The sequence below is a fragment of the Candidatus Pseudothioglobus sp. Uisw_016 genome, assembly GCF_048087635.1.
GTDB lineage: Bacteria > Pseudomonadota > Gammaproteobacteria > PS1 > Pseudothioglobaceae > Pseudothioglobus.
In genome coordinates this window covers 697,825-723,601 of sequence record NZ_CP159806.1, presented here as the reverse complement: position 1 = coordinate 723,601, position 25,777 = coordinate 697,825, and the positions used below count along the sequence as shown (strand labels likewise).

Here is a 25,777-nt window from a genome sequence, read left to right as displayed (position 1 = left end):
TTAAAGAATTAGTTTTTTCTCATTAGGCTCTAAGTTAGCGTAGTTCCATAGCATTTTTCCAGAAACATGCTTCTGCATTTTCTCAACGCCTCTAGGACTCTTCATGCCATAAAGGGCTAATTTCTCTGTTAAGTAGCGAACGTCAAGCTCTGTCATATCAGCCTGCACACAGTCCACTCCAAGCTCTTCAACTTCACCGCCAACATAAATAGTGCCGTCATACATTGAGTCACCTAAGTTCATTCCAGCATCACCCAAAACAATCATACGACCACGCTGCATCATGAATCCAGAAAACGCGCCTGTCTTACCGCCAACAATAATTGTGCCGCCCTTCTGATCAATACCAGTACGAGCGCCAACACTGCCTTTACAGACAAGATCACCGCCACGAATAGCAGCGCCAAAAGTTGAGCCAGCATTTTTATCAATAACAACAGTTCCAGCCATCATATTTTCTGCACATGACCAACCAACACGACCTTTAATATGAACATTAGGTCCATCAATCAAGCCGCAACCAAAATAGCCTAAACTATCTGAGAAAGTTAAGTTAAGTCTGTTTAAGATGCCAACACCAACACCATGCCTTGACATAGGATTATCAACAGTAATGTCACCAATACCTTTTTCCATTAATTCTCTGATTTCACGATTAATCTCTCTTGGCGTCATGTCAAGTGCATCAATCGTAGCAGTCTTGCTAGTATCAACATCAAATGAGTGAAAATATGTTAAATTTTCACTTTCATCAACAGAGAAGAATTTTTTCTGAGTTCTTCCTTTTAATTGCTCATCGTGAAGTCCCATTTCTTGGGACGTTTCCTTCCTTAGTTCTGCCATACTTTTACCTCTCCGTGATATGGGTCAAATGTATCAATACGATGATCAAATAGAGTTCTAATTGCAACCTCTTCAGAAGCTAACGCAATCATATCTTCGCCTTCGTATACAACCATTGGTTTAGCAGCCATAACATCCTTGGCCATACCAAGTTGATCTTTTGTTGCAACCAAATAAGTGAAAACGCCATCAAGGTAGTCTATTGAGCCTTTCATAGCAGTTTCTAAATCGTCACCTTGACTCATTCTGTCTGCAAGATAAACAGCAATGAGTTCTGAGTCACAGTTCGATGAAAAACGGTGGCCAGAGCGCTCAAGTGAGCGTCTATTTGTCCAGTAGTTTGTGAGCTGTCCATTATGAACAACTGCAACGTCACTAAAAGGATAAGCCCAGTAAGGATGAGCAGAGCGAATATCTACGTCAGACTCTGTCGCCATTCTGGTGTGTCCAATTCCGTGAGTACCATTAAAGTCATTTAAGCCATACTGACTAGAAACAACCGATGCATCTCCTAAATCTTTTACTAACTCAAGTGAGTTACCGATAGATAAAATTTCAACGCCTTCAACATCTTCAACAAAGTCAGCAACTTTTTTCATGTCACCTGAAAACTCTACTTCATAACGATGGGCATACTCAGTTGGACTTTCTTTCTTGACGACTTTAACACCTAATTCAGTAAGTCTTGAGTTGACTGTTTCTAAGCGATCTTTGATAGTGGCATGAATATCATAGCTACCTTCAAGATCAGCAGCTTCAGCAACTTTAAATCTTAATATTTGATTTCCATTACCTTTACCATACATTGCATATCCAGTTGAGTCTGGACCTCTGTGCTTTAAAGCCTGTAGCATTGATGTCATTTGCTGACCAATGTTTACGCCTTTTCCAGCTTTTTTATGAATAATTCCCGCTATACCGCACATAAAATAATCTCCCTTTTCCCGAAAAATTGCCCACCGTTAAGTGGGCACTCTAAAACAACCTTAAGAACACTTAACCCTATGGCAAGCAGTCTATATAAGTCTCTAAATCCCAATCTGTAACTGTTGCATTAAATCTTTCCCATTCATCTTTCTTATAATGATGAAAAACTTTATACATTTCATTTGGCATCGATGATTTAATTACCTCATCATTTTCTAGCTCATTTAATGCCTCACCTAAAGACATAGGAAGCTTCTTAACTTGCTTTCCTGCCTCCATCGCTGCATAGATATTGCGCTCTTCAGGCTCACCTGCATCAAGGTTATTATCAATACCGTCACCCATCGCTTTTAATAGCGCTGATCCCATTAAGTAAGGATTAACCATCGAGTCAACTGAGCGGTATTCAAAACGACCTGGCGCAGAAACGCGTAGTGCGCATGTACGGTTTTGATAACCCCAATCTGCAAAAATTGGCGCCCAAAAGCCAGTATCCCAAAGACGGCGATAAGAATTCACTGTAGAAGATCCAATTGAAGTTAGTGCGGGTAAATGTTTAATAACGCCACCGATTGACTGAAGGCCGATTGGACCAGGCATCTTTTCATCGATTGAAGGGTCCGGCATAAATGTATTCTTACCGCCCTCTTTATACATAAAGTTTCCAGGCATTCCTGGAAGCTCTCCTTCGCCTGCAATTTCTGGATGGAATACATCTTTACCACCTTCCCATAAAGACATATTATGGTGACAGCCTGATGCAGATACTCCCATAAAAGGCTTACTCATAAAGCATGCAATTAAACCAAACTCACGAGCAACTTGCGCACAAATTTGACGATAAGTCGTCAAGCGGTCGGCATTTCTTAATACGTCATCAAACTGGGTATTAAGCTCCAATTGACCCGGCGCATCTTCGTGGTCACCTTGAATAATATCAAGACCCATTTGCTCTGAGTATTCAATAACTTTCATAAACACAGGACGTAACTCTTCAAACTGATCAATGTGGTAACAGTTCGGCTTTGTTACTCCGCCATTTGGCTGACCATCTTCACCGCGCTTTAGCCACATCATTTCTGGCTCAGTACCACAGCGCATATCTAACCCATATTGGTCTTGGAATTCTTTGTGTTGTCTATATAAGTTACCACGACAATCTGATGTTAATGCTTCACCTGGATTTTCACGCTCTTCACGGTTTCTATAAAGTCTACAAAAAACGCGCGCTACTCTTTTGTCCCATGGAAGCTGACAAAAAGTGTCAGGATCTGGAAGACCTACAAGCTCAGAAGACTCAGGGCCGTAACCAATATAGTCTCCATGACGATCTACAAATAAGTTAGCTGTTGAGCCATATACTAGTTGAAATCCTTTTTCAGCTAACCTTTCCCAGTGGCGCGCAGGAATACCTTTACCTACAATGCGGCCTGTAACTGAAACAAATTGATAATATACATATGTAACGCCCAATGCTTCGATCTTAGCCTTGACTTCTTTTACAAGTTTGTCGCGACCAGGCTCGTTAACGTGCTGTTCTAAATCTGTCATTTAATCTCTCCGAAAAAATAAAAAAAATCTCTATTAAAGATTTACCCCCTATGCATGCTTTTATTTTGATTCGTAAGATATAAACCAAAACAGAAACACTAATGAATTTGCTGCCGTTTTAGTAATAGAGGTCAAATAAATTACTATATAAATGACTCTTTTTGACTCCAAATAGATGGAGTAACAGCAAATTAAAGTTTGAGTATACGCCTAAAGATATTCCATTGTCAAGAAATTTTATTGATTTTAAAGAAATATAATAAAGCGTTGATTTTCTTCTAAATAATTACAGAAAAACAAGAAAAAAGTTTTAATTTAGAGAGGGTTTAGGTAAGGATAATTTTAGAAAAAGAAAGTTTAAATTATTAAAACTTAAAGCCAACCTAATCAGAATTATTTGAGCAAATAACCGTTAGAAACTGGCACTCATCACTAATGATTTTTTTAGGGCCGTGTGGTTTGTCAGAATCAAAGTATATCGAGTCACCCTTCTGGAAGTGGTATATCTCAGTTCCATAGTAATAATCCATTTCACCTTTGAGCATATAAATAAATTCAACCCCTTTATGCTGAAAGTCTGGAAAATCATAATCTCTTGAAGTTACTGTAATAAGGCAAGGCTCTACCTTAAGAGAGCCGCTGACGTTGTGACCGAGCAATTGGTAGTGCCTACTCTCATCTGATCCTGCCCTCTCAATTGTTAAACCATTGCCTGACTTAATAAAGGTTGGCTCAACGTCCTTGTCATGCTGTTTAAATAGTGACGTAATTGAAATATTAAGTGCATGACAGATCAACTGAATTGTTTTTAAGGAAGCGCTAATTTGACCATTCTCAATTTTTGAGAGCATGCTTGCAGAAAGAAGTGACTGCTTTGAGAGTTGCTGCAAAGTAACGCCAGCATTTTTTCGAGAGATTCTGACTTGCTTTCCAATCGAAGCCTCTAGTTGCTTATCGGTTCCAAAACTAGGAAGATTTTTGTTTACTATGGAGACGCTTTGTGCTTTTTGCGCAGTATTTTTAATTGAAGCCATGAATTAATAATTTACTTAGAATAAATAAAATTACACTATAAAGAAAATTATCTTATCACAAAAACAACTAATTAATTAAATGAATTGTTGCTTTTAAGACCTTGAGCGTCTGCTCCTGCGCTCTTTAGTGGGTTTTGAATCATCACCTTCAAAGATAGCTCTAGACCCATTAGACATAACTCCAACTCGCCTTTCAATTTCAGCTAAAGTTGGAGGCATGGTTACTTGATGCTGGTCCATTGCTTTACGCATTGCCCGAACATGTGCATACGTTGTTCCGCAGCAGCCACCGATAATTTTTGCGCCAGAGTTCATAGCAATTTGAATGTACTCTGCCATTAGTTTCTCTGTTCCAGAATAAAGAATTTTCCCATCATGAAACTGAGGAATGCCGCAGTTTGCTTTTGAAATTACAACCGTACCTGATTCCACATTTCGAGATATGTCATTAATTGTTGCTAACAAGTCTGGCGCCCCAACGCCGCAATTTGCGCCAAATCCCGAAAGGTTAAGCCCTTTTGCTCTTAGAGCAAGATTTGCAGGAGTGATCCCCATCATTGTTTTACCTGCTGTATCAAAACTCATAGTCGCGCAAACTGGCAAGCCAATACCTTTAACGGCATCAAGAGCAGCCTCTAACTCCTCCATTGAGTACATTGTTTCCAGCCACAAAACATCAACGCCTCCTTCAGCAAGTCCTTCAGCTTGAGCCTTAAAAGCCTCAGTTGCCTCAGCTGGAGTCATTAGGCCGTGAGGCTCAATCATTTCACCCGTTGGTCCCATTGACCCCGCAACAATGACTAACCGGTCTGCATGATCTGCGACCTCTCTTGCAACAGTTCCAGCAGCTTTATTTAATTCAAACACTCTGCTTTCAAGATTATGGAGTTTGAGCCGAAAAGAAGTGCCGCCAAAACTATTGGTTAAAAATAAATCAGAGCCTGCATCAACAAAGCCTTTATGAAGAGAACGGATTCTATCCCTATGATCTAAATTCCAAGGCTCAGGTGGGTCTCCTGTCTCTAGCCCCATTTCAAATAAGTTCGTACCCGTTGCGCCATCTGCCAGGATATGATCTTTGTCTTGTAGAATTTTTAAAAAATTATTCATTAGGCTAGTTAGAAGAATTATTAATGATAGTTCTTCAAGAATTTTAAGTCGGATTAACCAATGCCTTAAATAATTTCAATTTTAAGAAATTCAATCTAGATTTATCATCATTCTTATAACAATATTCTATTAATAGCTCATCCAGTAGAAAAAAAATTTAAATGCAAACTAGAATTCATTTTGAATTCTAAAATTTATTGCAAGAATAGTAATTATTTATTTTAATAATTAACTACTCACAAACCCTATTCTCTATATAATTTCAAGTTAAATATTTAAGTCACAAATTGTGAATATTTTGATGTCAAAGCAAGTGCCAAATTGCATACTATTAATTAGTAATATAACTGACCTTGTTCAGTCAAAAATAAATTTAAATCTCCCCCTCTTCCATCACTTAATTCTTTCAAATAATGAATAATAATTCTAGCTCACACGATGATGTGATTAACCGCTTTATTGATTATGGTGAAAACAATTTTGAGTCAACTTCCAATACTAAAGTTGTCAGTCAAAGTGCTGCTCAGCTGGGAGTTCTTCGTTTAATTTACGCCTTTCGATTTTCAGGTCATCTTAGAGCAGGACTAGACCCTTTAGAGAGGCCAAGGCACCACTCAACGCCGCCATTCACTCTTGAAGAGTTCGGCTTAAGAGACTCTGACCTTGATAAGACTTTTGATATGGGCTCATACCAAGGCCCAAACTGCAGTACCTTGAGAGATCTTTTTACTTCTCTTAATAAAACTTATTGTAGTAGTCTCGGTGTTGAGTATATGAACATTCCCGACCTTGAAGAGCGGAAGTGGGTCCAAACTAAAATTGAAACCATGTCTCTTGAAAAAGAAAATTCAGCGGACTATAAAAAATGGCTTCTTCAAAGACTTACAGCAGCCGAAGTGTTCGAAAAATTTCTACATAATAAGTATGTCGGTCAAAAACGCTTCTCTTTAGAGGGGAGTGATACCTTAGTCCCACTATTAAATATTTTAATTGAGCACTCAGGAGAGCACTCAATGAAAAGGATATGTCTAGGCATGGCTCATAGAGGACGCCTTAATGTCCTAATTAATATCATGGGTAAGAGGGCTGAAAGCTTATTTAAAGAGTTCGCGGGAGAACTTGGACTGGGAAAGAACCAAACGGGTGATGTTAAATATCACCAGGGTTTCTCATCAGATATTAAAACGAGCAAAGAGGATGTGCATCTTGCGCTCATGTTTAACCCTTCTCACCTTGAATTAGTGAACCCAGTGATTGAAGGCTATGCGCGCTACCATCAGGACAAAATTGAGGACGCTGAGCGTCAACAAATTCTTCCTGTTCTTATCCACGGAGATGCCGCTTTTTCTGGCCAAGGGATCGTGATGGAGACTTTAAACATGTCTCAGTCAAGAGGCTATAGAACGATGGGCACAGTTCATATTATTATCAACAATCAAATTGGCTTTACCACCTCCAAGCAGGATGACGCAAGGTCAACGGATTATTGTACTGACGTTGTCAAGATGATTAACGCGCCGGTATTTCATGTGAACGCTGAAGATCCAGAAATGGTTAGCTTTATCACCAAGTTAGCGCTCGATTACCGCATGAGGTATAAAAAAGATGTGGTTATCGACTTGATGTGCTATCGAAGACATGGCCACAATGAGGCCGATGAGCCAGCAGTTACTCAGCCCTTAATGTATGAGGCAATTCGAAAGAAACCGACTACGCGCGCAAACTACGCGACCACTCTAATGAAGCAAGGCGTCATTGAGCAAAAAGAAGTTGATGCAATGATCAGTGATTACCGTCAAGAACTAAAAGAAGGCGAGAGAGTTGCTTACAATATTATTCAGCCCAAAGATAAAAATAAAAGAGCCTGGGAAATGCTATGGGAAGATTACTTTGATGCTAATTGGCTCGACCCTTATGAGTCTGCTATCAGTAAAAAACAAATTAAAGATTTAAACAAAAAACTTCAAAAAGTCCCAAGTCACTTTGAGATTCACCCGCGCGTTAAGAAAATGATGTCCGAGCGACAAAAAATGGCTGATGGAAAAATTAATGCAGACTGGGGTTTTGCTGAGACTCTAGCCTACGCAAGTCTTACTGACTTTGGAACGCCAATTAGGCTTACAGGTCAGGACACTGGAAGAGGAACATTTTTTCATCGTAACGCAGTGCTTCATAACCAACTAGCAAACGAGGACTACACGCCGCTGCAAAATATTAGTGACAAGCAAGGAAGAGTTCAAATATTTGACTCAATTCTATCTGAAGAGGCGGCCCTTGGTTTTGAGTACGGTTACGCCACTGCCAATCCTGAGTCACTGGTCATTTGGGAGGCTCAGTTTGGCGACTTCGTTAATGGCGCTCAAGCGATTATTGACCAATTTATTGCTTCTGCTGAGGCTAAATGGGGGCGCCTATCTAACCTAGTTATGCTTCTCCCTCACGGACTTGAAGGTCAAGGACCTGAACACTCATCTGCAAGGCTTGAGCGCTTCCTTCAGCTTTGTGCGAGTCACAATATGCAGGTCTGCGTGCCATCAACCGCGTCGCAAATATTTCATTTAATGAGACGTCAAATATTAAGAAAATTTAGAGCGCCTCTAATTATTATGTCGCCAAAAAGTCTTTTAAGAAACCCTCTAGCAGCTTCACCACTGCACAAATTTACTGAAGGTAGATTTAGAGATGTTTACGAAGAGCAATATGACAACATCAAGCCTAAAAAAGTTGATCGCGTTATTATGTGTAGCGGTAAGATATTTTATGAATTATTAACGCGTCGCCAAGATGAGCAGCTTAATAACGTCGCAATATTGAGACTTGAGCAGCTCTACCCATTTCCAGAAAAGCAGCTTATCAAAGAGCTTGAGAAATTTCCAAATGCAAAAGATATCGTTTGGTGCCAAGAAGAGCCAATTAATCAGGGCGCGTGGTACACTTCCAGGCATAACTTTATGCAAAGCATTGTTAAAGGACAAACCCTTCATGTTGTTGCGAGGGACCTTTACTCGGCTCCTGCAGAGGGCAGCATTAGGCAGCACAACATTAACCAAAGCTATATCATTGAAAAAGCGTTAGGTATTCAAACTATGGGTACTGCTAGGAGCATTAAAAAATGAAAGAAGTAAAAGTACCCATCCTCCCAGAATCTATAAACGAAGCGACTGTCGCTTTATGGCATAAAAAACCTGGAGACTATGTTGAGGTTGATGACGTCATCGTTGAAATTGAAACAGACAAAGTTGTCCTTGAGGTTCCTGCTGAAGAGGCAGGTATTCTCACTGAAATCTTAGCGGAGGAAGGTGAAACAGTTAACGCTCAGCAGGTTCTTGCTCTTTTAGATGATGACGCTGAAATGACAGCTGAAAAAACTGATGCGCCTAAAGAAATTATTAAAGAAGCTCCAATAAAGGAAGTAATAGAATCTCCAGTTGTAGCTAGTGAAGAACCTCCTGAAATAAACCTTCAGGAGAATGTTCAAGAGGAGCCAATAAACTCTCCTGAGCCAAGCGCATCTAAGCCAACGAGCAATCGAATGGAAGAAAGAGTTCCAATGAACCGCATTCGCAAAACAATAGCCAAAAGACTTCACTCTGCGACTCAAAATACAGCCATGCTGACAACCTTTAATGAAGTTGATATGACTGAGATACTGGCTATGCGAAAAAGCTACAAAGAGGCTTTTGAGAAGAAGTACTCCGTTAAATTAGGCTTTATGTCGTTCTTTGTTAAAGCAGCAGTCGAGTCACTTAAAAAATTCCCAACAGTAAACGCATACCTTGATGGCGATGACATTGTCTATCACGCATACTGCGACGTTTCAGTAGCTGTCTCTTCGGATCGAGGGCTGGTAGTTCCTGTGCTTCGTGATGCGCACAAGATGGGAATGCACGACATCGAGAAAGGCATCGTTGATTACGCTGTTAGAGCGCAGGACGGAACCTTGGGAATTGAAGAGATGAGCGGCGGCACGTTCACCATATCCAATGGCGGCGTCTTTGGTTCATTACTGTCAACTCCAATCTTGAATTCACCTCAGAGTGCAATCCTTGGAATGCATAAAACGCAAGAGCGCGCAGTCGTTGTTAACGGCGAAATAGTCATCAGACCGATGATGTATCTTGCGCTCTCCTATGATCACAGAATTATCGATGGCAAAGATGCGGTTCAGTTTTTGATCTCAATCAAAGACGCCTTAGAGGATCCAGCCAGGCTATTACTGAAAGTTTAAAAAGCCAGCTATTTCAGATAAAAAAAAGGGCGGTATTTTCATACCGCCCTTTTTAGTTTATTACTTTTACAGATTACTATTTGTAGTGATCTTGTTCGTCATTGTTTCCTTTGACTAAAATCGCTACCAACATAACCGATGCAATGACCGTATACCATCCAGGCATTGAACTGCCCGCACCAATATACATACCCATATCCATCCAAGCACCATCAGCATGTAGTTCAGTAAAAGATTCAATAAAATATCCCATATTATTCCTCCTTATTTAGATTCAGAATCGCCACTAACCATTGACTCAGGATAAGCCTGAGCAGGAACCTTGACTGCGTCAAGACCTTTGATTTGGACAGCATCTGGAATACGTAACATTCCAGCTTTGTTAACCAACCAGGATACAACGTATCCAGGAACGAATCCAAGCAAGAACATAACTACAGCGCCAACAATCTGGCCAAATAGGCTAATTGCAACTGTATCTTCTGGGGCACCTGCACCAAGTCCTGGTATACCAGAACCGAACACACCAAGAACAACAAGGCCAAACAAGCCAATTGTTCCGTGGACCGTAACAGCGCCAACAGCATCATCGATACCTAAGCCCTCTAGCCAGTCTGCACATGGTTTTAAAATCATGCCCGCAACAAGTGAAATAATAATTACGTGAGAACCGAAGTAAACATCAAGGCCAGAAGCGACTGAAATAATACCTGCTAGACAGCCAGACATCATCCAGAAAGGGTCTCTAGTAAATACCCATGCACCGATAATTCCGCCTGATGCAGCTAGACATACATTAAATGCTAGTGCTGAAAGCGTAATTGGCGTTCCATAAATAGTTGCTGCACCATCACCATACCAACTCCAACCTTCACCAGGCAGAATAATACAAGCCATTAGGAAGCCGAAAAAACCAACAATAATTAGCATTAAGCCAGTGATTGTTAGTGGGATGTTATGACCCGCAATTTTATTTGCAGAACCGTCTGCGTTGAATTTTCCAACACGAGGACCTAAATTTAATAGGATACCAAGCGCGAAGAATCCGGCAACGGCGTGAACCAGTCCAGCAGCACCAAAGTCATGAAAACCGAACTCTGTTACTAACCAACCATCGGCATGCCAGCCCCAAGCAGCAGCTACAACCCAGGCAAAAGAACCAAGGACAATCGCACAGATTACCCAACCTACAGTTTGTATTCTCTCGATTAGCGCGCCAGAAGCAATAGACGCAGTCGTTGCAGCAAATAAAGCAAAAGCACCCCAGAATACACCTGAAGCATGATCACCCATATTTGGACCCATATATTGAGCTGATTCGCCCCATGGTAATGCTATAGCACTTGCATACTCTAAACCTGAAGTTCCCATGAAACCGGCACCTGATACTAGGGACGTAACTGGAAACGTTGGTAAGGCCCAATAGAACCACCAACCGAACAGATAAAACGTTACGATTGTAAACGCAAACGCAAGTAAGTTTTTGATTCCTGATGATAGTACATTTGCCACACGAGTTTGACCCATCTCATAGAGAAGGAAACCAGCATGAATAAGAACCATCAAAGGAATTGTTACGTAATAGTACGCTTCAGCAAACATGGTGTTTGTGACCTGAGCCGCACTTTTGACAGCAGCTAACTCTGCCGTTAAAGCTAAGATTTGATCTTCCAAAACAATTTCTCCTTTTTTTGTTGTAAGTAAACTCTCTCCTTTTTACTTATAAGAACTTTTTGCTCTTACACCATCGAGTATAAACAATTCAAAACGACAAATCTATCAAATTTATCTCTAAATTAAGTCAATTACAGAAGGTTTTTAAAGTAAGTTAATAAATAACAAATACTTACGGAAGATAATTAATTTAGTAAGTCTAGTAGAATTGGCTTAGTTAAAGCTCATAGTGATCTATGACTTAACTTAACTGCCATAATTTTTAACGATACTGATGACTTGTTGCTTAAATTCTTCCTCTTGATTTGCAGCAAACTCATCAATAGTTGTCAGGGAACTAGCATCCTTCATTCGATCGGTAAAGACAAGACCATCAAGATGATCAAGCTCGTGCTGAAAGGTTCCAGCGCTTATACCCTTTGCAACAAAACTGAGACTTTGGCCCTCTCGATCAAGGCCTTCAATTAGAACTTCAGGGCACCGATCAACTCTTCCTCTTAAGTTTGGAACCGACAGGCAGCCCTCATAAACATTGATTCTTTCTTCTGTTAAAAAGGTTACTTTAGGGTTAATTAAAACCGTCAAAGGAATATCTGGCTTATAGGGATAGCGAGGATTTTTATTGACCTCTATAACGCATATTCGATAAGGGACAGCAATTTGAGTTGATGCTAAGCCGGCGCCATTTGCATCTCTCATTGTTTCAATAAGATCATCAATAAGACTTTGAATTTCCTTTGAAGCAATCTGGCTTTCTTCAACTGCATTTGCAATTAAGCGCAGAGCTGGATTTCCAATTTGCACTATGTGTCTAATCATTTATTTAAATAAAATCCACAACAAGAATTAATAAAAGCAATATGCTTGCGCCCCAAAATAATTGATAGGCCTTATTCATAACGCCGCGAATATCTCTGAGCTCTTTTAGTATTTTTTCTACCTGGTCATCATTCAACTTCATACTCCTTATTGAGAGTCTCTAGAATTAACCATGTGTTTAATCTCTAAGACATTATGATTTGGATCTTTAACAAAGAATGTTTCCTGCTGGTAATCTGTTCCTTCAAAACGGATATATGGCTTATCTAAGAAGCCATTATTATTAAGAACATTTTCACGAACCTGCTTGTACTGATCCATTTCTAGGTGGACGCCAAAATGAGGAACAACAACATTTCCCATTGCAACATCATGTCTATTCATATCTACATTTTTTGCTTTTCTTGGAGTTGAGCTATGAAGCGTTAATTCATTTCCCCAAAAGTCAACATCTTGCCATAACCCTTCCTCTGAACCTAACTCCGAAGTATCTAACTTGCATCCAAGAACCTCTTGATACCATAAAACAGTTACCGACAAATCCCCGGCCTCAACGGCCAGATGAAATCTATTACTCATAATTAAAATCCAAAACTGAAAAAATATTATTTTATAGAAAATAATACGCCAAACTTGAGGATATTGATGCGAATAGTTCGAAAAAATTGGATTTATATAGAATTTTTAACTACTAAAATACTACTTAAATAGAATTTTTAACTACTTAAACCGCTTGTCATATTTTGATTGAATTTCACTTGGCCACAAACTATAAATATAATCTATAAGAGCTAATTTTTTTTCTTCAGAAAGTCTTTGTTCGAATCCAGGCATCATTCCGCCCATCTCTCCCCCACCCTTATTAATTGTATAAAGCAGGTCAGAAGGTGAATGATGCCAAGTATGCGCCGTGCCGTTGAGCGGTGGCGCTGGATAGTTACCGTTCTCATCTTTAACTTTCCAATCCTTGGCAAGGCCGACTCCTTTTGAGCCGTGACAACTGATACAGTTTTTATTAAAAACGTCTTCTCCAAGTGCTACATTTAGCTCTAGGCTCTTTTCCTTTTCTCCAGAACTACACCCGGCTAAAATCGCAATTATGGCAATGATTAATAGTTTCATAGGGGTGAGTCTACTCTAAAGAAATATAAGTTAAGTGAATTTTAAATGTAGTTATTAAGCTTCTAAATTAGTTTCTTTATTAAGGTCAACTAGCGTCTTCAGGCCAATTTTAATTGCGCTTCCTATAGCCGCGTCATAGTCTACAACATCATCGCTCGATGTAGAGGCGCTAATTACTGTACAAATTGTCCCGGCTCGATAACCCATCTGGCCACATAAGTGAAAAAATAGACTGGACTCCATTTCCATATTAAGTACCCGAAGACCATCGATTTCAAGTTTTGAAAGGCTACCCTTAATGTCAGGAAAGGTATATTTTAGACCCTCAATAAAGCGCGAGGACGGACCATAAAAGCCTGGAGAGGAAACCGTTATCCCAACTTCAAATTTAACGTTATGCTTCGCTGCTTGTTTTGCCAATGCCTCTGTAATTTCCGTAGATGCTTTTGATGCATAGGGAATAATTTTTCCTCTGAATCTTGAGTCTTTAAGCGCTGCATCAGTCAAAATTTGTTTTGCTTTAATCTCAATTCTTTCAACTATTTCATCTACTGGAGCCTCATCATAGTAGAGCCCAGTATTATCTAAACCAAGCGCATAGGATGAGATTGCAAGTGTATCAGGAGCTATATCTGGGTGAACGCCACCAGACGTTCCAAGCCTTATAAATGTCATCGGCGGACAGTCATTTTTACGGGTGTTATCTTTAAGGTTAAACTCATGGGCAATGAAGGCTTCAACTAAGGCAATTTCGACGTTGTCTGTGCCAATCCCAGTGCCAATAACAGAAACAGGAATGCCCTTATATGTCCCTGTAAACGTTAGATATTCTCTATTTGAAATCTCTCGCTCAATTGTATCAAACTCTTTAGAAACGCGAATTGCACGCGCCGGGTCTCCAACGATAAAGACATTCTGCGCAAGGTCTCCTTTTTTTACTCCCAAGTGGTAGAGACGCTCATTAACAATTACGATCTCAGATCTATCAGTCATATGTAATAGGATTATTTTTTGTCATACCAGTATTATATTAATAAGGCTCTAAAGATGCAATCGAAAATACTGTAAGATATTTGCCATTAAAGGGAGGAAACATGGCTAAGGGAAAAGACTCTAGAAAAGAAAAGAAAAAACCAAAAAAAGATAAACCAATAAAGTAAATATTATTGCGAAGGTTTACTTTAGGCTTAATAAGATCTCATCTACGATTGCCTCTGTGGTTCCCGGGTTTACAAAAGCAAACCTCAAAACTGGCTTACCTCTTACGGAAGATGGAACAACAAAGCAGATTTGTTTTTTAAGTTGCTTTTTTGACCAACTCTTATAATCTGACCAGTCCCAACCTATTCTCTCAAAAGCAACGATTGAAAGCGTAGGCTCAATCAACAAGGATAAATGTGACGACTCCTTAATTACTCGTGACGTGTAGATTGCAATATTAAGTGAACTCTCTACAGCATTTCGATATGCCTCTACTCCGTATACGGATAAAGAAAACCATAGCGGCAAACCTCTCGCTCTCCTTGACAAATGAAAGGCATAATCTGAAGGGTTGTCACCCTCCTCATCGTCATGAAGAATATCCAAATAACCCGCCTTTTGAGCGTGCACTTCTGCTGCTAGACTTTTATCTCTATAAATGACCGCCGCGCAGTCAAGCGGAGCAAAAAGCCACTTATGGGGATCAACGATAAATGAGTCTGCATTTTCAACTCCATTAAATAAATCCTTAACGTTATCTGAAAGCAGGCCTGCGCCTCCATAAGCGCCATCGACATGAAGCCATATTTTGTTCTTTTTTGCGAAATCAGATATACCATTGATGTCGTCTATCACCCCTAAATTTGTCGTGCCAGCTGTTGCAACAACAGCAAATATATCAAGACTCTCATACATTTTTGAATGCTCTCTAAGTTCATTTTTGATAAGCTCAGGGGTTAATTGATATGAATCAGTTGTGGCAACAACTATGACTTCACAGTCCATTACTAGGGCGGTACTTTTTACTGAAGAGTGGGTTTGATCGGAGCACAAAATAGCTAAGCGTTTCAACGTGCCGGGATTCTTTTTACGAAACTCCTCTCTTGCAACGACCAATGAAGATAAGTTTCCATTAGTTCCTCCAGCAACAAAGCAGCCTCCAGCACTCTCAGGAAGTCCAACAAGATCGGCTATCCACCTTATGACTTGGTTTTCTGCCCAGACCGCCCCACTGGCCTCTTGCCAAGAAACTCCACAAAGGGATCCAGCAGAAACCACTAGATCAAAAATCATAGAGGCCTTGGTAGGCGCGGCAGGTATAAAGGCCAAGTTCCTTGGAGAGTCCACTGAAATAATGCTTTGCTCTATAGTATTTTTATATTGATCAAAAACAGTGTCAATAGAGTTTCCCATTTCAGAGATAAGGCTTTTGGCATTTTTTTCAAAAAAATTAACCGACTTTGGATAATCTAAAGTTGGCGGGTCCATACTTAAGCGCTCAATGGTATGAGAAAGTACATTTAATAATATCTTGGAGGCTTTATCATCAAATTTATGCATAGTTCAAGTTTTTAATAAGGGCAGTTCTTACAACCATTTTTACAGCAACTCCCCTGCTTTATTAGATACCATTTACTAAATACATACAATTCGTCTTCAACAGTGAAGTCCACATTCTTAATGAGCTTAGGTTGAGCGCGATATGGCTCAGCAAGTTTTTGAATACTCTCCATATCATTCTCATCAATAAGTGACTCAATTCTATTGTTAATTGCATCTCCAAGGCACGATGGACAAAAACAGTCTTGCTCTAAAGTTGGAGACATAATTGCAGGAAAACTCATGCACCAGCAGTTGCCTGTCCCAGCACCACAACCAAATGATTGATTGCACTTAGAGCAATTTTTAGCAGTCATAGTTATAAAAAATGAAATTGATTCTAGATTTTGACATTGATTCTATTGCAATGCAACAACAATATATCTAATGCATAAAATAGCAAGTTGATTTAGTCAAACACTAAATTACACCAATTTTTAAACAGAATAAATGAAGCTTTATTATTAACCTCTAAATTATCAGTAATACTACTGGTTAAATCTTCAAGACCATTAACACTTAACTCTTCAAAAAAGTTAGGTACGCCAGGAATTTTCATCCAGCCATCCAAAGTGTGACTGCAGACCTCAGGATGAAACTGGCATGAATAGGCATTCTTGCCTACTTGCATAATGTGGTTTTGACAAGCCTTAGAGGTTGCTAATATAATAGAATTCTTAGGTGGCTCGATTACCTCTACTAAGTGCGCATTAACCCATTTTTCAGAATCTTTAAGGTTATGAAGGAGTGGGTGATTTAGTCCTGCTTTGGTTGGCTCAATTTCAAATAGACCTACTTCATACCTTCCAGTATTGACCGCCTTACCACCCATTGCTACCGCAAGGAGCTGATGCCCAAGACAGATGCCTAAAAATGGCATATTTAAATCTTCAACCGCATGGCGAATAGCTTCTTTCTCCTCAATCAACCAAGGAAACTCCTCCTCTTCCCATACGTTCATCGAACCTCCCATCACCCAGAGACCATCAAACTTTTCTAAATTAGGAATTTTGACGCCAGCATGAAGATCAATCTCGTGAAAACTAACATTCTGAATACCAGCAAAATCTCGAAAGATTCCAGGATTCTGAGAAGTCATATGTTTAAAGACAAGAATATTTTTTTTCAAAATAAAGAATTTTTAATTTAATACTTGTATTCTAATTTATGAACTCTAACGTTGTCAGTTATTATTTTAATGATTAGATTTATTAGAATTCAATTAAGCCTTCCTAACCTCAAAACTCTTGTATGAAATAAAACACACTGTTGCAATAAATAAACATAGTGATTAATAGAATACATCTATAATTTTATCTTTTGAGAATTCAACTAATAAAATGGCATTTAGAACAATAGAGGCAGTAATAGCTCCAGGTAATCTTCATTTTGTAGGGGACGGTTTTAGAGTTCATGGAATTCTTGGGAGAGAAGAGCCTCTTACAATGAAGCGTTTGAGTCCATTTCTGCTAATGGACTATGGTCCAACGCATTACTTTCCGCCAAATAATGGAGCGCCAAGAGGTGTTGGCTCGCACCCTCACAGAGGAATTGAAACAGTTACGATTGCATATAAAGGAAAGGTTGAGCATCATGATAGTAGTGGCGGTGGCGGAATTATTGGTGAAGGTGATGTGCAGTGGATGACTTCTGGTTCTGGCATTCTTCACAAAGAATACCACGAGAAAAACTTTGGTAAAAAAGGCGGCGAAATGCAGATGGTTCAGCTCTGGGTTAACTTGCCTGCTAAAGATAAAATGACAACTCCTAAATATCAGAATCTTAACAAGAATGACCTCACCAAAGTTGAGCTAGAAAATAACGTAGGATCAATTGATATTATTGCTGGTGAATTTGAAAAAAATAAGGGCCCTGCTTTTACTTTCAGCCCCTTAAGTCTTTTTAATGTTCATCTTAATAAAGGTAAAGGGACGAGTTTTAGTTTTGATAAAAACCATAATACTGGCCTCTTAGTTATCAAAGGCAGCATCACTGTCAATAACATTGAAAAGGCTCCAGCAAACCATTTTGTACTTTTTGAGAATGACGGTAAAGAGTTTACTGTCAGGGCAGATGAGGATGCAACCATTCTTATTCTAAGTGGTGAGCCTTTAGACGAACCTATTGCTTCATATGGTCCATTCGTTATGAACACCAATGAAGAGATAAAACAAACAATTGATGACTTCAATAGCGGTAAGTTTGGTTACTTAGACTAATGTTCCGAAGATTTTTCTAGAGCTGGGTATTTAAATCCCAAAGTAACGCCCCTGGCTATTGAAAAAATAATCAATGAAGCCCAAAGCCCATGATTACCATAGCTAGGCAGAAGAAGTGCCAATGCGATCAAATATATACAAAAAGAAATAAACATCATATTGCGCATATCTGCGGTTCGTGTAGCGCCAATAAAGATACCATCTAACATCCATGCAGCAACGCCTGCCAGAGGCGCAGCAACCATCCAAGGTAAATATTCATAACTAACAACTCTTACATCCTCTGCTGTTGTCATAACATTAATGATGCTATTGCCAAAAACAAAAAATGCTAGCGCCATTAGAATCACTGAGCCAAGACCCCATTGACTTGTCATTATTACTGCTCTTCTAAAAAGAGGTCTATTTTTGGCGCCAAGAGCTTGCCCTACCAAAGCCTCTGCTGCAAAGGCGAACCCATCAAGAGCATAAGCAGTAATGTTTAAAAATTGAATCAACACTTGGTTGGCGGCTAGCGTTGCATCATCAAAACTTGAACCTAGAAATAAAAAACTGACGAAACCAATTTCTAACAAAATTGAACGAATCATTATGTCACTATTCACTTTGGCCATTTGAATTAGGCGCACTCTATCGAATATCTGAATCCAGTTTTTCCAGTAGCCATTATTAAAGCCTTCTCTTGCAAGCCAGAGTCCAAAAATAAGGCCCGACCATTCTGCTATTAGAGTTGCAATAGCAACCCCTTCAACGCCCCATCCAAGCTTTAAAACAAACACTAAATCTAATGTAATGTTGATTCCATTAAGTGCCAGCTGAAGCAGCAAGACTTCACGGGTTTTTTCTTTAGCAATAAGCCAGCCAGTAATACCAAAAAGAGCTATAGCAGCAGGGGCACTATAGACCCTAATCTGTAAATATTTTTGCGCTAAGCTTTCTACCTCCATAGAGGCTGGAGATAACTGCAGAGCCCCTAAAAATATAGGTACCTGTGCAATAATTAATATCAGGCCAGCTACGAGACCAATAATAATTCCTCGAACTAAAAGGGCAGATGTTTCAGGTTTGTCGCCAGAGCCGATTGCTTGAGCAGTAAGACCTGTTGTGCCCATTCGCAAGAAACCGAACAGCCAATAAATTGCAGTAATGATTATTGCGCCAATGCCAACAGCGCCTATTGGGGCTGCCAGACCCAATTGCCCCACAACTGCAGTATCGACAGCGCCCAAAATTGGGATTGTAGCGTTTGCCAATACTATTGGAATAGCCACACCTAAAACTCTCTTGTGTGAAAGGCCTGTAAAATTAGTTTGCATTTTTTAGGGTTTAATTGATGCCGTTAAAGGACTTCTCTTTTAAACTTTTGATTAAAGAGCTTAAATCGCCAGTACAGTATAAATGCAAGGAAAGCATAAACTAACTTCGCAACAACAAAGACACCTGGAGTGCTTACAAATTTTGCGAGCCAGTTATAGCCTTTGGTATTACTCCAAACATAGATAAAAGCTTCAACGCCTTTTATTTCTGAGCCATCTGGAAATTCAACATAAAGTGCTTTTAAGTACTTATCACCCTTCTGACTGCAGTTTTCATATTCTAGCTGTGAGCGTTTTTTGTAGTGTTTAATTTCAAAGTTACAGATACTGCATTCTTCATTAAACAAAACCTTTCCTGATAATTGAGTTTTCATAAATTTCTTTGGGGTAAATATATAAACTGCATTATACAAGTCAGAGTGATAAAAGTTAATTATGTATTAGTCTTTAAAATAGAGTCAATAATAGAATAAAAGATAGCACTTAACTTCATAATATACTACAATATAAAAATGAAAAAAATTCTACTTTTTTTAGTAATATCTATTGGATTAGTTAGTGTTTATTTTAGTTATGAACTAGCGGATGAAAAAGCTGCTGCATCGGCGTCTGCTGAGCAATCTGAACTTCTTGATGCAGAGCTTGCTGCATTTGAAGCCGAACTTATTGCTAAACTTGCCCTCAAAGAAAAAGAAACAAAGATAGAAAGACAAGCTGCCCTTGATGCCTTCCAAGCCAAACTAGCTGCTGATAAAGCTGCTGCTGCAGCGTCTACTGCTGCATACCAAGATAGTCTTTTAGAGGAAGAGCTTGCTGCCTTTGAAGCGCAACTTGAGGCTGAATTAGCTGCTCAAGAAATGATGGCTGAAATACAAGCAGAGATGGCAAGACAAGCTGCTCTTGATGCCTTCCAAGCCAAACTAGCTGCTGATAAAGCTGCTGCTGCAGCGTCTACTGCTGCATACCAAGATAGTCTTTTAGAGGAAGAGCTTGCTGCCTTTGAAGCGCAACTTGAGGCTGAATTAGCTGCTCAAGAAATGATGGCTGAAATACAAGCAGAGATGGAAAGACAAGCTGCCCTTGATGCCTTCCAAGCTAAACTAGCTGCTGATAAAGCTGCTGCTGCAGCGTCTACTGCTGCATACCAAGATAGTCTTTTAGATGCAGAGTTTGCAGCGCTTGAGGCTCAAATTAAAGCTGAAGCAGATGCTGCTGAAATGATGGCTGAAATACAAGCAGAGATGGCAAGACAAGCTGCTCTTGATGCCTTCCAAGCCAAACTAGCTGCTGATAAAGCTGCTGCTGCAGCGTCAACTGCCGCTTACCAAGCAAAACTTGCTTCTGAAGCCATAGAAAAAGAGCTTGATGAATTTGAAGCCGAATTAATGGAAGAGCTCTTAGAGGAATCTACTGGTGAAGAGATAACAATAACTGGGGAAACTCATAACTTATGTAGATCTACTTTAGGTTTATCTGAAATTAATATTCAGTTGTATAACAAAGCACTATTAGGTGGCTATCTTGGAAGTATAGGTCCTCAAGTAGAGAATGGCACGGAATTTTCAAGCACTAGGTGGGATAATTATATTTCTTGTATTAGCTCTTTAAATAGTGAACTTTAGATCATAAAGATTACTTACTAAACCTTCCATAAAGATAGCCAGCGATTGTTGCAAAAATAGCAAATGGAGCTGACATCATAAGCCAATAAATTATATTATTGACACTCTGATCAACAACAAAAGGACGAATATAAAAGGAAGTCGAAGCGAATAGGCTCCAAGCAAAAAAAGTTCTTGCGTAATAAATAGATTTAGATCCAGACTCTAATTTTGGTCTTGCAATTTTAAAGAAAAGATACCCAAAGCCAACTGATAAAAGGATGCTTATAAAGTTAATCATTTTTTAGATCTCCGAAAATATAAAAAATTAGGCCTAACTTGCGTTACATATAGGACACTTTAAATCTTTACCAATTTTAACCTTTCTAAAACTTAAATCCAACCCGTCAACGAGGAGAAGTGTCCCGCATAGCTCATCCCCTAATCTCAATATAACCTTGATAGCCTGCAAAGCCTGAATAGTCCCAATGAGTCCAGCTACTGGCGCTAAAACGCCGTTTTGAACGCAACTCTCATTGTCATCTCCCTCTTCAGAGTAGAGGCACTGGTAGCAGGGCTGATCCTTCTCGTAACCCTTAAAAACAGAGACCTGACCTTCAAAACGAATCACCGCAGCTGAAACAAGAGGCTTTTTAAATTCAACGCAGGCCCTGTTAATTTCAAAGCGACTTTCAAAGTTGTCTGTGCCGTCAAGAACAAGGTCAACACCTTTAACTAATTGAGAAAGGTTGCCCGTATGAACGAGCTCGTTTGCAATCGTCACTTTAATTTCTGGGTTAAGCTTGATCAATTTATCTTTAGCAGAGTTTACCTTGTCTTCGCCAATGTCTTTAGTTTGGTGAATGATTTGACGCTGAAGATTTGAAAGCTCTACCTGGTCAAAATCAGCAATAATTATATGGCCTACTCCCGCAGCTGCTAAATATAGAGCCGTTGGAGATCCAAGACCGCCCATACCAATAATTAGTACTGTCGAGTCCATAATTTTTTGCTGCCCCTCAATATCAATCTGAGGCAACATAATTTGCTTAGAGTATCTGAGTAGCTCCTGGTCTTTCATTAATTTATTGCTTAAAGTACTTATTAATTTTTGGCAAAATTACCATTTGACAGTAAGGCTGATTCGCGTTGTTGTTGAAGTAATCTTGGTGATAAGCCTCTGCAGGATAGAATACATTAAGCTCTGTGACTTCAGTTACCGCGCCCTTTATGTTCCCAATTACTGAGGTTGCAATTAGCCTCTGTGAGTCATTGGTATAAAAGATAGCCGATCGGTACTGCGTTCCTTTGTCTGCGCCCTGCTGATTTAGGGTCATTGGATTGTGAGTCTCAAAGAAAACCACTAATAAAGACTCATAGCTAACTTCGCTCTCATCAAAGTCAACTTTTAAGACTTCTGCGTGTCCAGTTTGGCCCGTACATATTGCCTCATACGTCGGGTTTTGAGTCGACCCATTACAATACCCATTTTTTACTTCTTTGACGCCGTTAACGCGCTGAAAGATTGCTTCTACGCACCAAAAGCAACCACCGGCAAGATAAGCTGTTTGCATAATTAATTGTCGTTTATTAAAAGAATATAGTATATCTTATGACGACAAAAGAATGAATAAATGAACTCTAAATCTTAGCTTTCAGACAATCCACTTAAGTCAAATAAATGTAATGGTTTTCTACCGGTTCATTAATGCAGATTTCTACCCTTCTTCTTTAACCCACTTAATCGCTAATAATTATATATTTAATAATTGTTTCCTACTTAATACGCCTTAACTAGTGGTTTAGTTAAATACTATTAAAGAACTACTATCCCTCGCATATTTTTCTCAGACTTTGAAGGGTACGGGGGGAGCCCCCTTATATTTACCAGATTCATTTTAATAAATCCAAGTAAGATTTTAACTGGCTCTAGAGGCGCTGAACTTTTCTTAAAGCCTAATTAATAGGCCTCTTAAGGAACTTCTGCTGGCTCTGAGGTTGTTAAATAAAGTTGTGGGGCAGAAATTCCAACCTTATACATCCATGCGGGGCCCTCATATGTGAATTCCGAATCATTCCAATCCACACCTGAACCCCCAAATTCTAAATGAGAAATCTCTTCTTGCTTAAATTTTAGATCAAAGAGAGAGTTTTCAGTAACCACTACAGGACTTGGCAGAATAGCGGTAAATAGAACCTTTGCTGTATTCTCACAGGTTGTGGCAAACGTGTCGTCACTCTGCAAAAGGTTGCTAATTATATTGTAGTTGACGCCATCAACATCAGTTGCTGTAAAGGCGAATCGATCACCATTTGCAAGAAAAGTACTCACATCACTGTCATCGTAACAGGCATCACTTCCATTATGATCTTGTAAGATATTTGTAAGCTCATAAGTCCATTGTGCTGTCCCTGGTGATGAGTCACAAGCAACTAACATCAAACCACCTGAAACTGCCTGACCGTGAGCAAGAGAGAGAGTTGCTCTATTATTGTATGTCGTTGGTCCTGGATGATCGGTCCAGCAATATGTCCCTTTTGACCGACTTTGACAATTACGATCATCTAAGTCCGCTTCAGCTTGAGCGCTTCCATAATCTGAACACCTCGACAACACATCATTGGTAGTTCTCCACGAGGCCAGAGTTCCATATTTACTGCTAAGGACAAACGCTATATAGTTATAGGAGCCAGGGGCCACCCCGAATCCTGGTGTTGCCAGTGCGCTCGATAGTCCTTGCGTAAGAATATGCTCTATTCCAGCAGCTGAATCTAAAATATACTGACAAGAACTTAAATCATTAGAGGAAGTATCTGCGGTGCAAAGTGCAATTTTAAAAATCGTGAATTTAGTGGCAGTTGGGGTTATTGTGCAGGAGGAAGAAGCGCTATTTCCATTATTAACAGCAAGGCCAGGTGTTGGGGCAGTTCTTATATCTGCAGGTGTAACAATTGCTCCTGCTCCATCAACTACACAATTGGCATTGGCAACTGTTGAGGTGAGAGTTAAGATTAAAAATATACTAGATACTAATAGGCGTAAATACATGATTTTTATGTTAGAAAAAAAAGGCATTCTAATCTATAGCTAGGGAAAGATAAACATCATAATGAACTACATATGTATAAATAATAATTTATAGCTATACATACCAACTTCAGAGCCACCATCCCTCGCATATATACTGACTTTGAAGGAACGGGGGAGGCTCATTGAACTCGGCTAACTATTAATAAACCCTCACTCACAGATGAGATAAAGATTGGGCTTATTGCTATTGCTTCTTTGCGTAAAATATGTCGCGATGTTAAAAATAATCTTACTTTCTTTTGCTATTGCTACCCCTCTTGTAATAACTGGAGGAGAGAGTATAGAGGAGTTTCTTAGATATTCTTTAGCGCTCGTAGAAGCTTTTTTTTCTCCTGAATTATCATTTGATGTCAACGAAGTAATTAATTAATAGAGCTACCCTTAAATATATATACAGACTTTGAAGGTAAGGGAAGGAAGGAAGGCAGGCTCACTCAACTCGGCTACGATTTAATTGAAATGCCGGCACTAAGTCTTTTCAAACTAAATCTCCGCACAAAATCCTATAACTACTTTAAGATATGCATTTGAGTGTCTATAATTCTCAATAAGATAATAGTCTATAGGAGTGGTTTTGCAAGGAAGCATCAACAAAAGTCATGGTAATGGCCTAGTATTAATTCTTTTAGCGCTCGCTATACTTGCTTTAGTTTGGCTATTTACCCCCTTCATTGCCTACCTTTTCCTGTCCCTATTGATCTGCATATCAACTTTCAGTAGCTTTGAAAATCTGTCTCAAAAATACTCAAAAAATCGTGCTGCGATACTAATGACGCTGCTTGTGACTACGCTCCTAATACTGCCCCTTGGATACATTCTGCTGGTTAGCGGAATAGAGATTACTGCTCTGATTAACAAACTGCAAAACGACTTTCAGATGAGTGAAATCAGCAGAATAACCGATGAAATAATTATGGGACTGCCTCTATCAGACTCGATACGTGAGTTTCTTGACAGCTCTCTTCGCAACAACCTCGAATCAATTGCAATTGCCGTTAAAGACTTTTCGATTGTAATTTTGAAAAGCATTACTACGCTCTCTAGTCAGTTTATCTTTTTCGTGATTATTACAATCTTCTCGCTTTACTACTTTTATATTGATGGGCCATCGTTCATTGAGAAAATTAAAAAGGCATCCCCTTTAGATAAAAAAATTGACAACTTACTTCTTAATCAGTTCTCTGGATTATCTTTAACGCTTGTAGGCAGCGTCTTTTTAGTTTCAATCACTCAAGGAGTAGCTTTTGCAATAGGGGTAATGATTGTTGGATTGCCGGCCTTGTTTTTTGGGGTTGCGATGGCTCTAGCAAGCTTTATTCCGGTACTAGGAGGAGTCCTAGTCTGGCTGCCGTTGTCTATCTATTTGTTTGCAACTGGCGAAACCGTTAATGCACTAATCATCGTCTTTTTTGGCGCAATTTTAGCGGGCACACTCATTGATAATTTTCTAAGGCCTATTATTATTAAGAAGCTATCAAGCTCTATGAATCAACAAAGCGCGTTAAACCATACTCTGATTACTGTCCTTTCAACGTTTGCTGGAATAATTAAGTTTGGCATTCTAGGCCTCTTTATTGGGCCAATCATTGCTGCAATGTCGATTACTATATTTGAGATTTATCAGATTCAATTTGGTAGCCCTGAGCGCTCTTCTTAATAAAT

Annotated in this window: 27 protein-coding genes; 6 read left to right on the top strand and 21 right to left on the bottom strand. The window is 39.4% G+C overall.

All coding sequences use genetic code 11. The features are described 5' to 3' along the window. The 5 genes from ABXT69_RS03640 to bmt form a co-directional block, all read right to left on the bottom strand. Entirely contained in the window at positions 1-843 is an 843-nt protein-coding gene (locus ABXT69_RS03640) for a GXGXG motif-containing protein (RefSeq protein ID WP_416679270.1), read from the bottom strand. Beyond that, positions 831-1,769 (bottom strand): glutamine amidotransferase, encoded by a 939-nt coding sequence (locus ABXT69_RS03635; protein ID WP_416679268.1) that lies wholly within the window; start codon positions 1,767-1,769, stop codon positions 831-833. The genes ABXT69_RS03640 and ABXT69_RS03635 overlap by 13 nt, the downstream gene beginning before the upstream one ends. A gap of 76 nt (positions 1,770-1,845) precedes the next feature. Next, positions 1,846-3,321 carry a glutamine synthetase family protein gene (locus tag ABXT69_RS03630; RefSeq protein ID WP_416679266.1) on the bottom strand — a complete coding sequence of 492 codons (1,476 nt, stop codon included), beginning with the start codon at positions 3,319-3,321 and terminating at the stop codon, positions 1,846-1,848. Between the two features lie 383 nt (positions 3,322-3,704). Continuing rightward, entirely contained in the window at positions 3,705-4,355 is a 651-nt protein-coding gene (locus ABXT69_RS03625; protein WP_416679264.1) for a helix-turn-helix domain-containing protein, read from the bottom strand. Between the two features lie 93 nt (positions 4,356-4,448). Next, entirely contained in the window at positions 4,449-5,465 is a 1,017-nt protein-coding gene (gene bmt / locus ABXT69_RS03620; RefSeq protein ID WP_416679263.1) for a betaine--homocysteine S-methyltransferase, read from the bottom strand. A gap of 413 nt (positions 5,466-5,878) precedes the next feature. Between bmt and ABXT69_RS03615 the strand changes: the two genes are divergently transcribed. Both ABXT69_RS03615 and sucB read left to right on the top strand, forming a co-directional pair. Then, on the top strand, positions 5,879-8,581 hold the full coding sequence (locus ABXT69_RS03615; RefSeq protein ID WP_416679261.1) for a 2-oxoglutarate dehydrogenase E1 component: 2,703 nt from the start codon (positions 5,879-5,881) through the stop codon (positions 8,579-8,581). Beyond that, positions 8,578-9,693 (top strand): dihydrolipoyllysine-residue succinyltransferase, encoded by a 1,116-nt coding sequence (gene sucB, locus ABXT69_RS03610; protein ID WP_416679259.1) that lies wholly within the window; start codon positions 8,578-8,580, stop codon positions 9,691-9,693. The genes ABXT69_RS03615 and sucB overlap by 4 nt, the downstream gene beginning before the upstream one ends. 76 nt (positions 9,694-9,769) lie before the next feature. Here sucB and ABXT69_RS03605 read toward each other — a convergent pair whose 3' ends face one another. From ABXT69_RS03605 to ABXT69_RS03560, 10 genes are all read right to left on the bottom strand, one after another. Then, entirely contained in the window at positions 9,770-9,946 is a 177-nt protein-coding gene (locus ABXT69_RS03605) for a hypothetical protein (protein ID WP_416679257.1), read from the bottom strand. 11 nt (positions 9,947-9,957) lie between these two features. Continuing rightward, complete coding sequence (locus tag ABXT69_RS03600) at positions 9,958-11,367, bottom strand: ammonium transporter (RefSeq protein WP_416679255.1); 1,410 nt, start codon at positions 11,365-11,367, stop codon at positions 9,958-9,960. Between the two features lie 246 nt (positions 11,368-11,613). Further along, positions 11,614-12,186, bottom strand: a complete 573-nt coding sequence (gene def, locus ABXT69_RS03595) for a peptide deformylase (protein WP_416679253.1) — start codon at positions 12,184-12,186, stop codon at positions 11,614-11,616. A 4-nt stretch (positions 12,187-12,190) separates the two neighbouring features. Then, positions 12,191-12,328: a hypothetical protein gene (locus tag ABXT69_RS03590; protein WP_416679252.1), complete on the bottom strand. Its 138-nt coding sequence runs from the start codon at positions 12,326-12,328 to the stop codon at positions 12,191-12,193. Positions 12,329-12,333: 5 nt separating this feature from the next. Continuing rightward, the gene (locus ABXT69_RS03585) at positions 12,334-12,765 is read right to left on the bottom strand and encodes a glyoxalase (protein ID WP_416679250.1); all 432 of its coding nucleotides are present in this window, start codon (positions 12,763-12,765) and stop codon (positions 12,334-12,336) included. A gap of 141 nt (positions 12,766-12,906) precedes the next feature. Beyond that, positions 12,907-13,308: a c-type cytochrome gene (locus tag ABXT69_RS03580; protein ID WP_416679248.1), complete on the bottom strand. Its 402-nt coding sequence runs from the start codon at positions 13,306-13,308 to the stop codon at positions 12,907-12,909. Positions 13,309-13,362: 54 nt separating this feature from the next. Further along, on the bottom strand, positions 13,363-14,301 hold the full coding sequence (locus tag ABXT69_RS03575) for a nucleoside phosphorylase (RefSeq protein ID WP_416679246.1): 939 nt from the start codon (positions 14,299-14,301) through the stop codon (positions 13,363-13,365). 183 nt (positions 14,302-14,484) lie between these two features. Further along, a complete protein-coding gene (locus tag ABXT69_RS03570; RefSeq protein WP_416679245.1) occupies positions 14,485-15,849 on the bottom strand; it encodes a pyridoxal phosphate-dependent decarboxylase family protein in 1,365 nt (454 codons plus the stop codon). An 11-nt stretch (positions 15,850-15,860) separates the two neighbouring features. Then, the gene (locus tag ABXT69_RS03565; protein ID WP_416679243.1) at positions 15,861-16,205 is read right to left on the bottom strand and encodes a cysteine-rich CWC family protein; all 345 of its coding nucleotides are present in this window, start codon (positions 16,203-16,205) and stop codon (positions 15,861-15,863) included. Positions 16,206-16,297: 92 nt separating this feature from the next. Next, positions 16,298-17,017 (bottom strand): type 1 glutamine amidotransferase, encoded by a 720-nt coding sequence (locus ABXT69_RS03560; protein WP_416679241.1) that lies wholly within the window; start codon positions 17,015-17,017, stop codon positions 16,298-16,300. Between the two features lie 211 nt (positions 17,018-17,228). Between ABXT69_RS03560 and ABXT69_RS03555 the strand changes: the two genes are divergently transcribed. Then, positions 17,229-18,107: a pirin family protein gene (locus tag ABXT69_RS03555; protein ID WP_416679240.1), complete on the top strand. Its 879-nt coding sequence runs from the start codon at positions 17,229-17,231 to the stop codon at positions 18,105-18,107. Here ABXT69_RS03555 and ABXT69_RS03550 read toward each other — a convergent pair. Beyond that, on the bottom strand, positions 18,104-19,423 hold the full coding sequence (locus tag ABXT69_RS03550; protein WP_416679239.1) for an MATE family efflux transporter: 1,320 nt from the start codon (positions 19,421-19,423) through the stop codon (positions 18,104-18,106). The genes ABXT69_RS03555 and ABXT69_RS03550 overlap by 4 nt on opposite strands. 23 nt (positions 19,424-19,446) lie before the next feature. Next, the gene (locus ABXT69_RS03545; RefSeq protein ID WP_416679238.1) at positions 19,447-19,797 is read right to left on the bottom strand and encodes a DCC1-like thiol-disulfide oxidoreductase family protein; all 351 of its coding nucleotides are present in this window, start codon (positions 19,795-19,797) and stop codon (positions 19,447-19,449) included. 138 nt (positions 19,798-19,935) lie between these two features. Between ABXT69_RS03545 and ABXT69_RS03540 the strand changes: the two genes are divergently transcribed. Beyond that, positions 19,936-21,045, top strand: coding sequence for a hypothetical protein (locus ABXT69_RS03540; RefSeq protein ID WP_416679237.1), 1,110 nt, complete (start codon positions 19,936-19,938; stop codon positions 21,043-21,045). A 10-nt stretch (positions 21,046-21,055) separates the two neighbouring features. Here the strand turns inward: ABXT69_RS03540 and ABXT69_RS03535 are convergent, their stop codons facing one another. The 4 genes from ABXT69_RS03535 to ABXT69_RS03520 form a co-directional block, all read right to left on the bottom strand. Continuing rightward, complete coding sequence (locus tag ABXT69_RS03535) at positions 21,056-21,325, bottom strand: hypothetical protein (RefSeq protein WP_416679236.1); 270 nt, start codon at positions 21,323-21,325, stop codon at positions 21,056-21,058. 33 nt (positions 21,326-21,358) lie between these two features. Then, entirely contained in the window at positions 21,359-22,105 is a 747-nt protein-coding gene (locus ABXT69_RS03530) for a HesA/MoeB/ThiF family protein (protein WP_416679234.1), read from the bottom strand. Between the two features lie 4 nt (positions 22,106-22,109). Continuing rightward, positions 22,110-22,598, bottom strand: a complete 489-nt coding sequence (gene msrA, locus ABXT69_RS03525; RefSeq protein WP_416679232.1) for a peptide-methionine (S)-S-oxide reductase MsrA — start codon at positions 22,596-22,598, stop codon at positions 22,110-22,112. Between the two features lie 398 nt (positions 22,599-22,996). Continuing rightward, entirely contained in the window at positions 22,997-24,073 is a 1,077-nt protein-coding gene (locus ABXT69_RS03520) for a hypothetical protein (protein WP_416679230.1), read from the bottom strand. 256 nt (positions 24,074-24,329) lie between these two features. Here ABXT69_RS03520 and ABXT69_RS03515 point away from each other — a divergent pair, with 256 nt between their 5' ends. Both ABXT69_RS03515 and ABXT69_RS03510 read left to right on the top strand, forming a co-directional pair. Beyond that, entirely contained in the window at positions 24,330-24,485 is a 156-nt protein-coding gene (locus tag ABXT69_RS03515; protein ID WP_416679228.1) for a hypothetical protein, read from the top strand. Positions 24,486-24,689: 204 nt separating this feature from the next. After that, positions 24,690-25,772: an AI-2E family transporter gene (locus ABXT69_RS03510; protein ID WP_416679226.1), complete on the top strand. Its 1,083-nt coding sequence runs from the start codon at positions 24,690-24,692 to the stop codon at positions 25,770-25,772. The last annotated feature ends 5 nt before the right edge of the window (positions 25,773-25,777 follow it).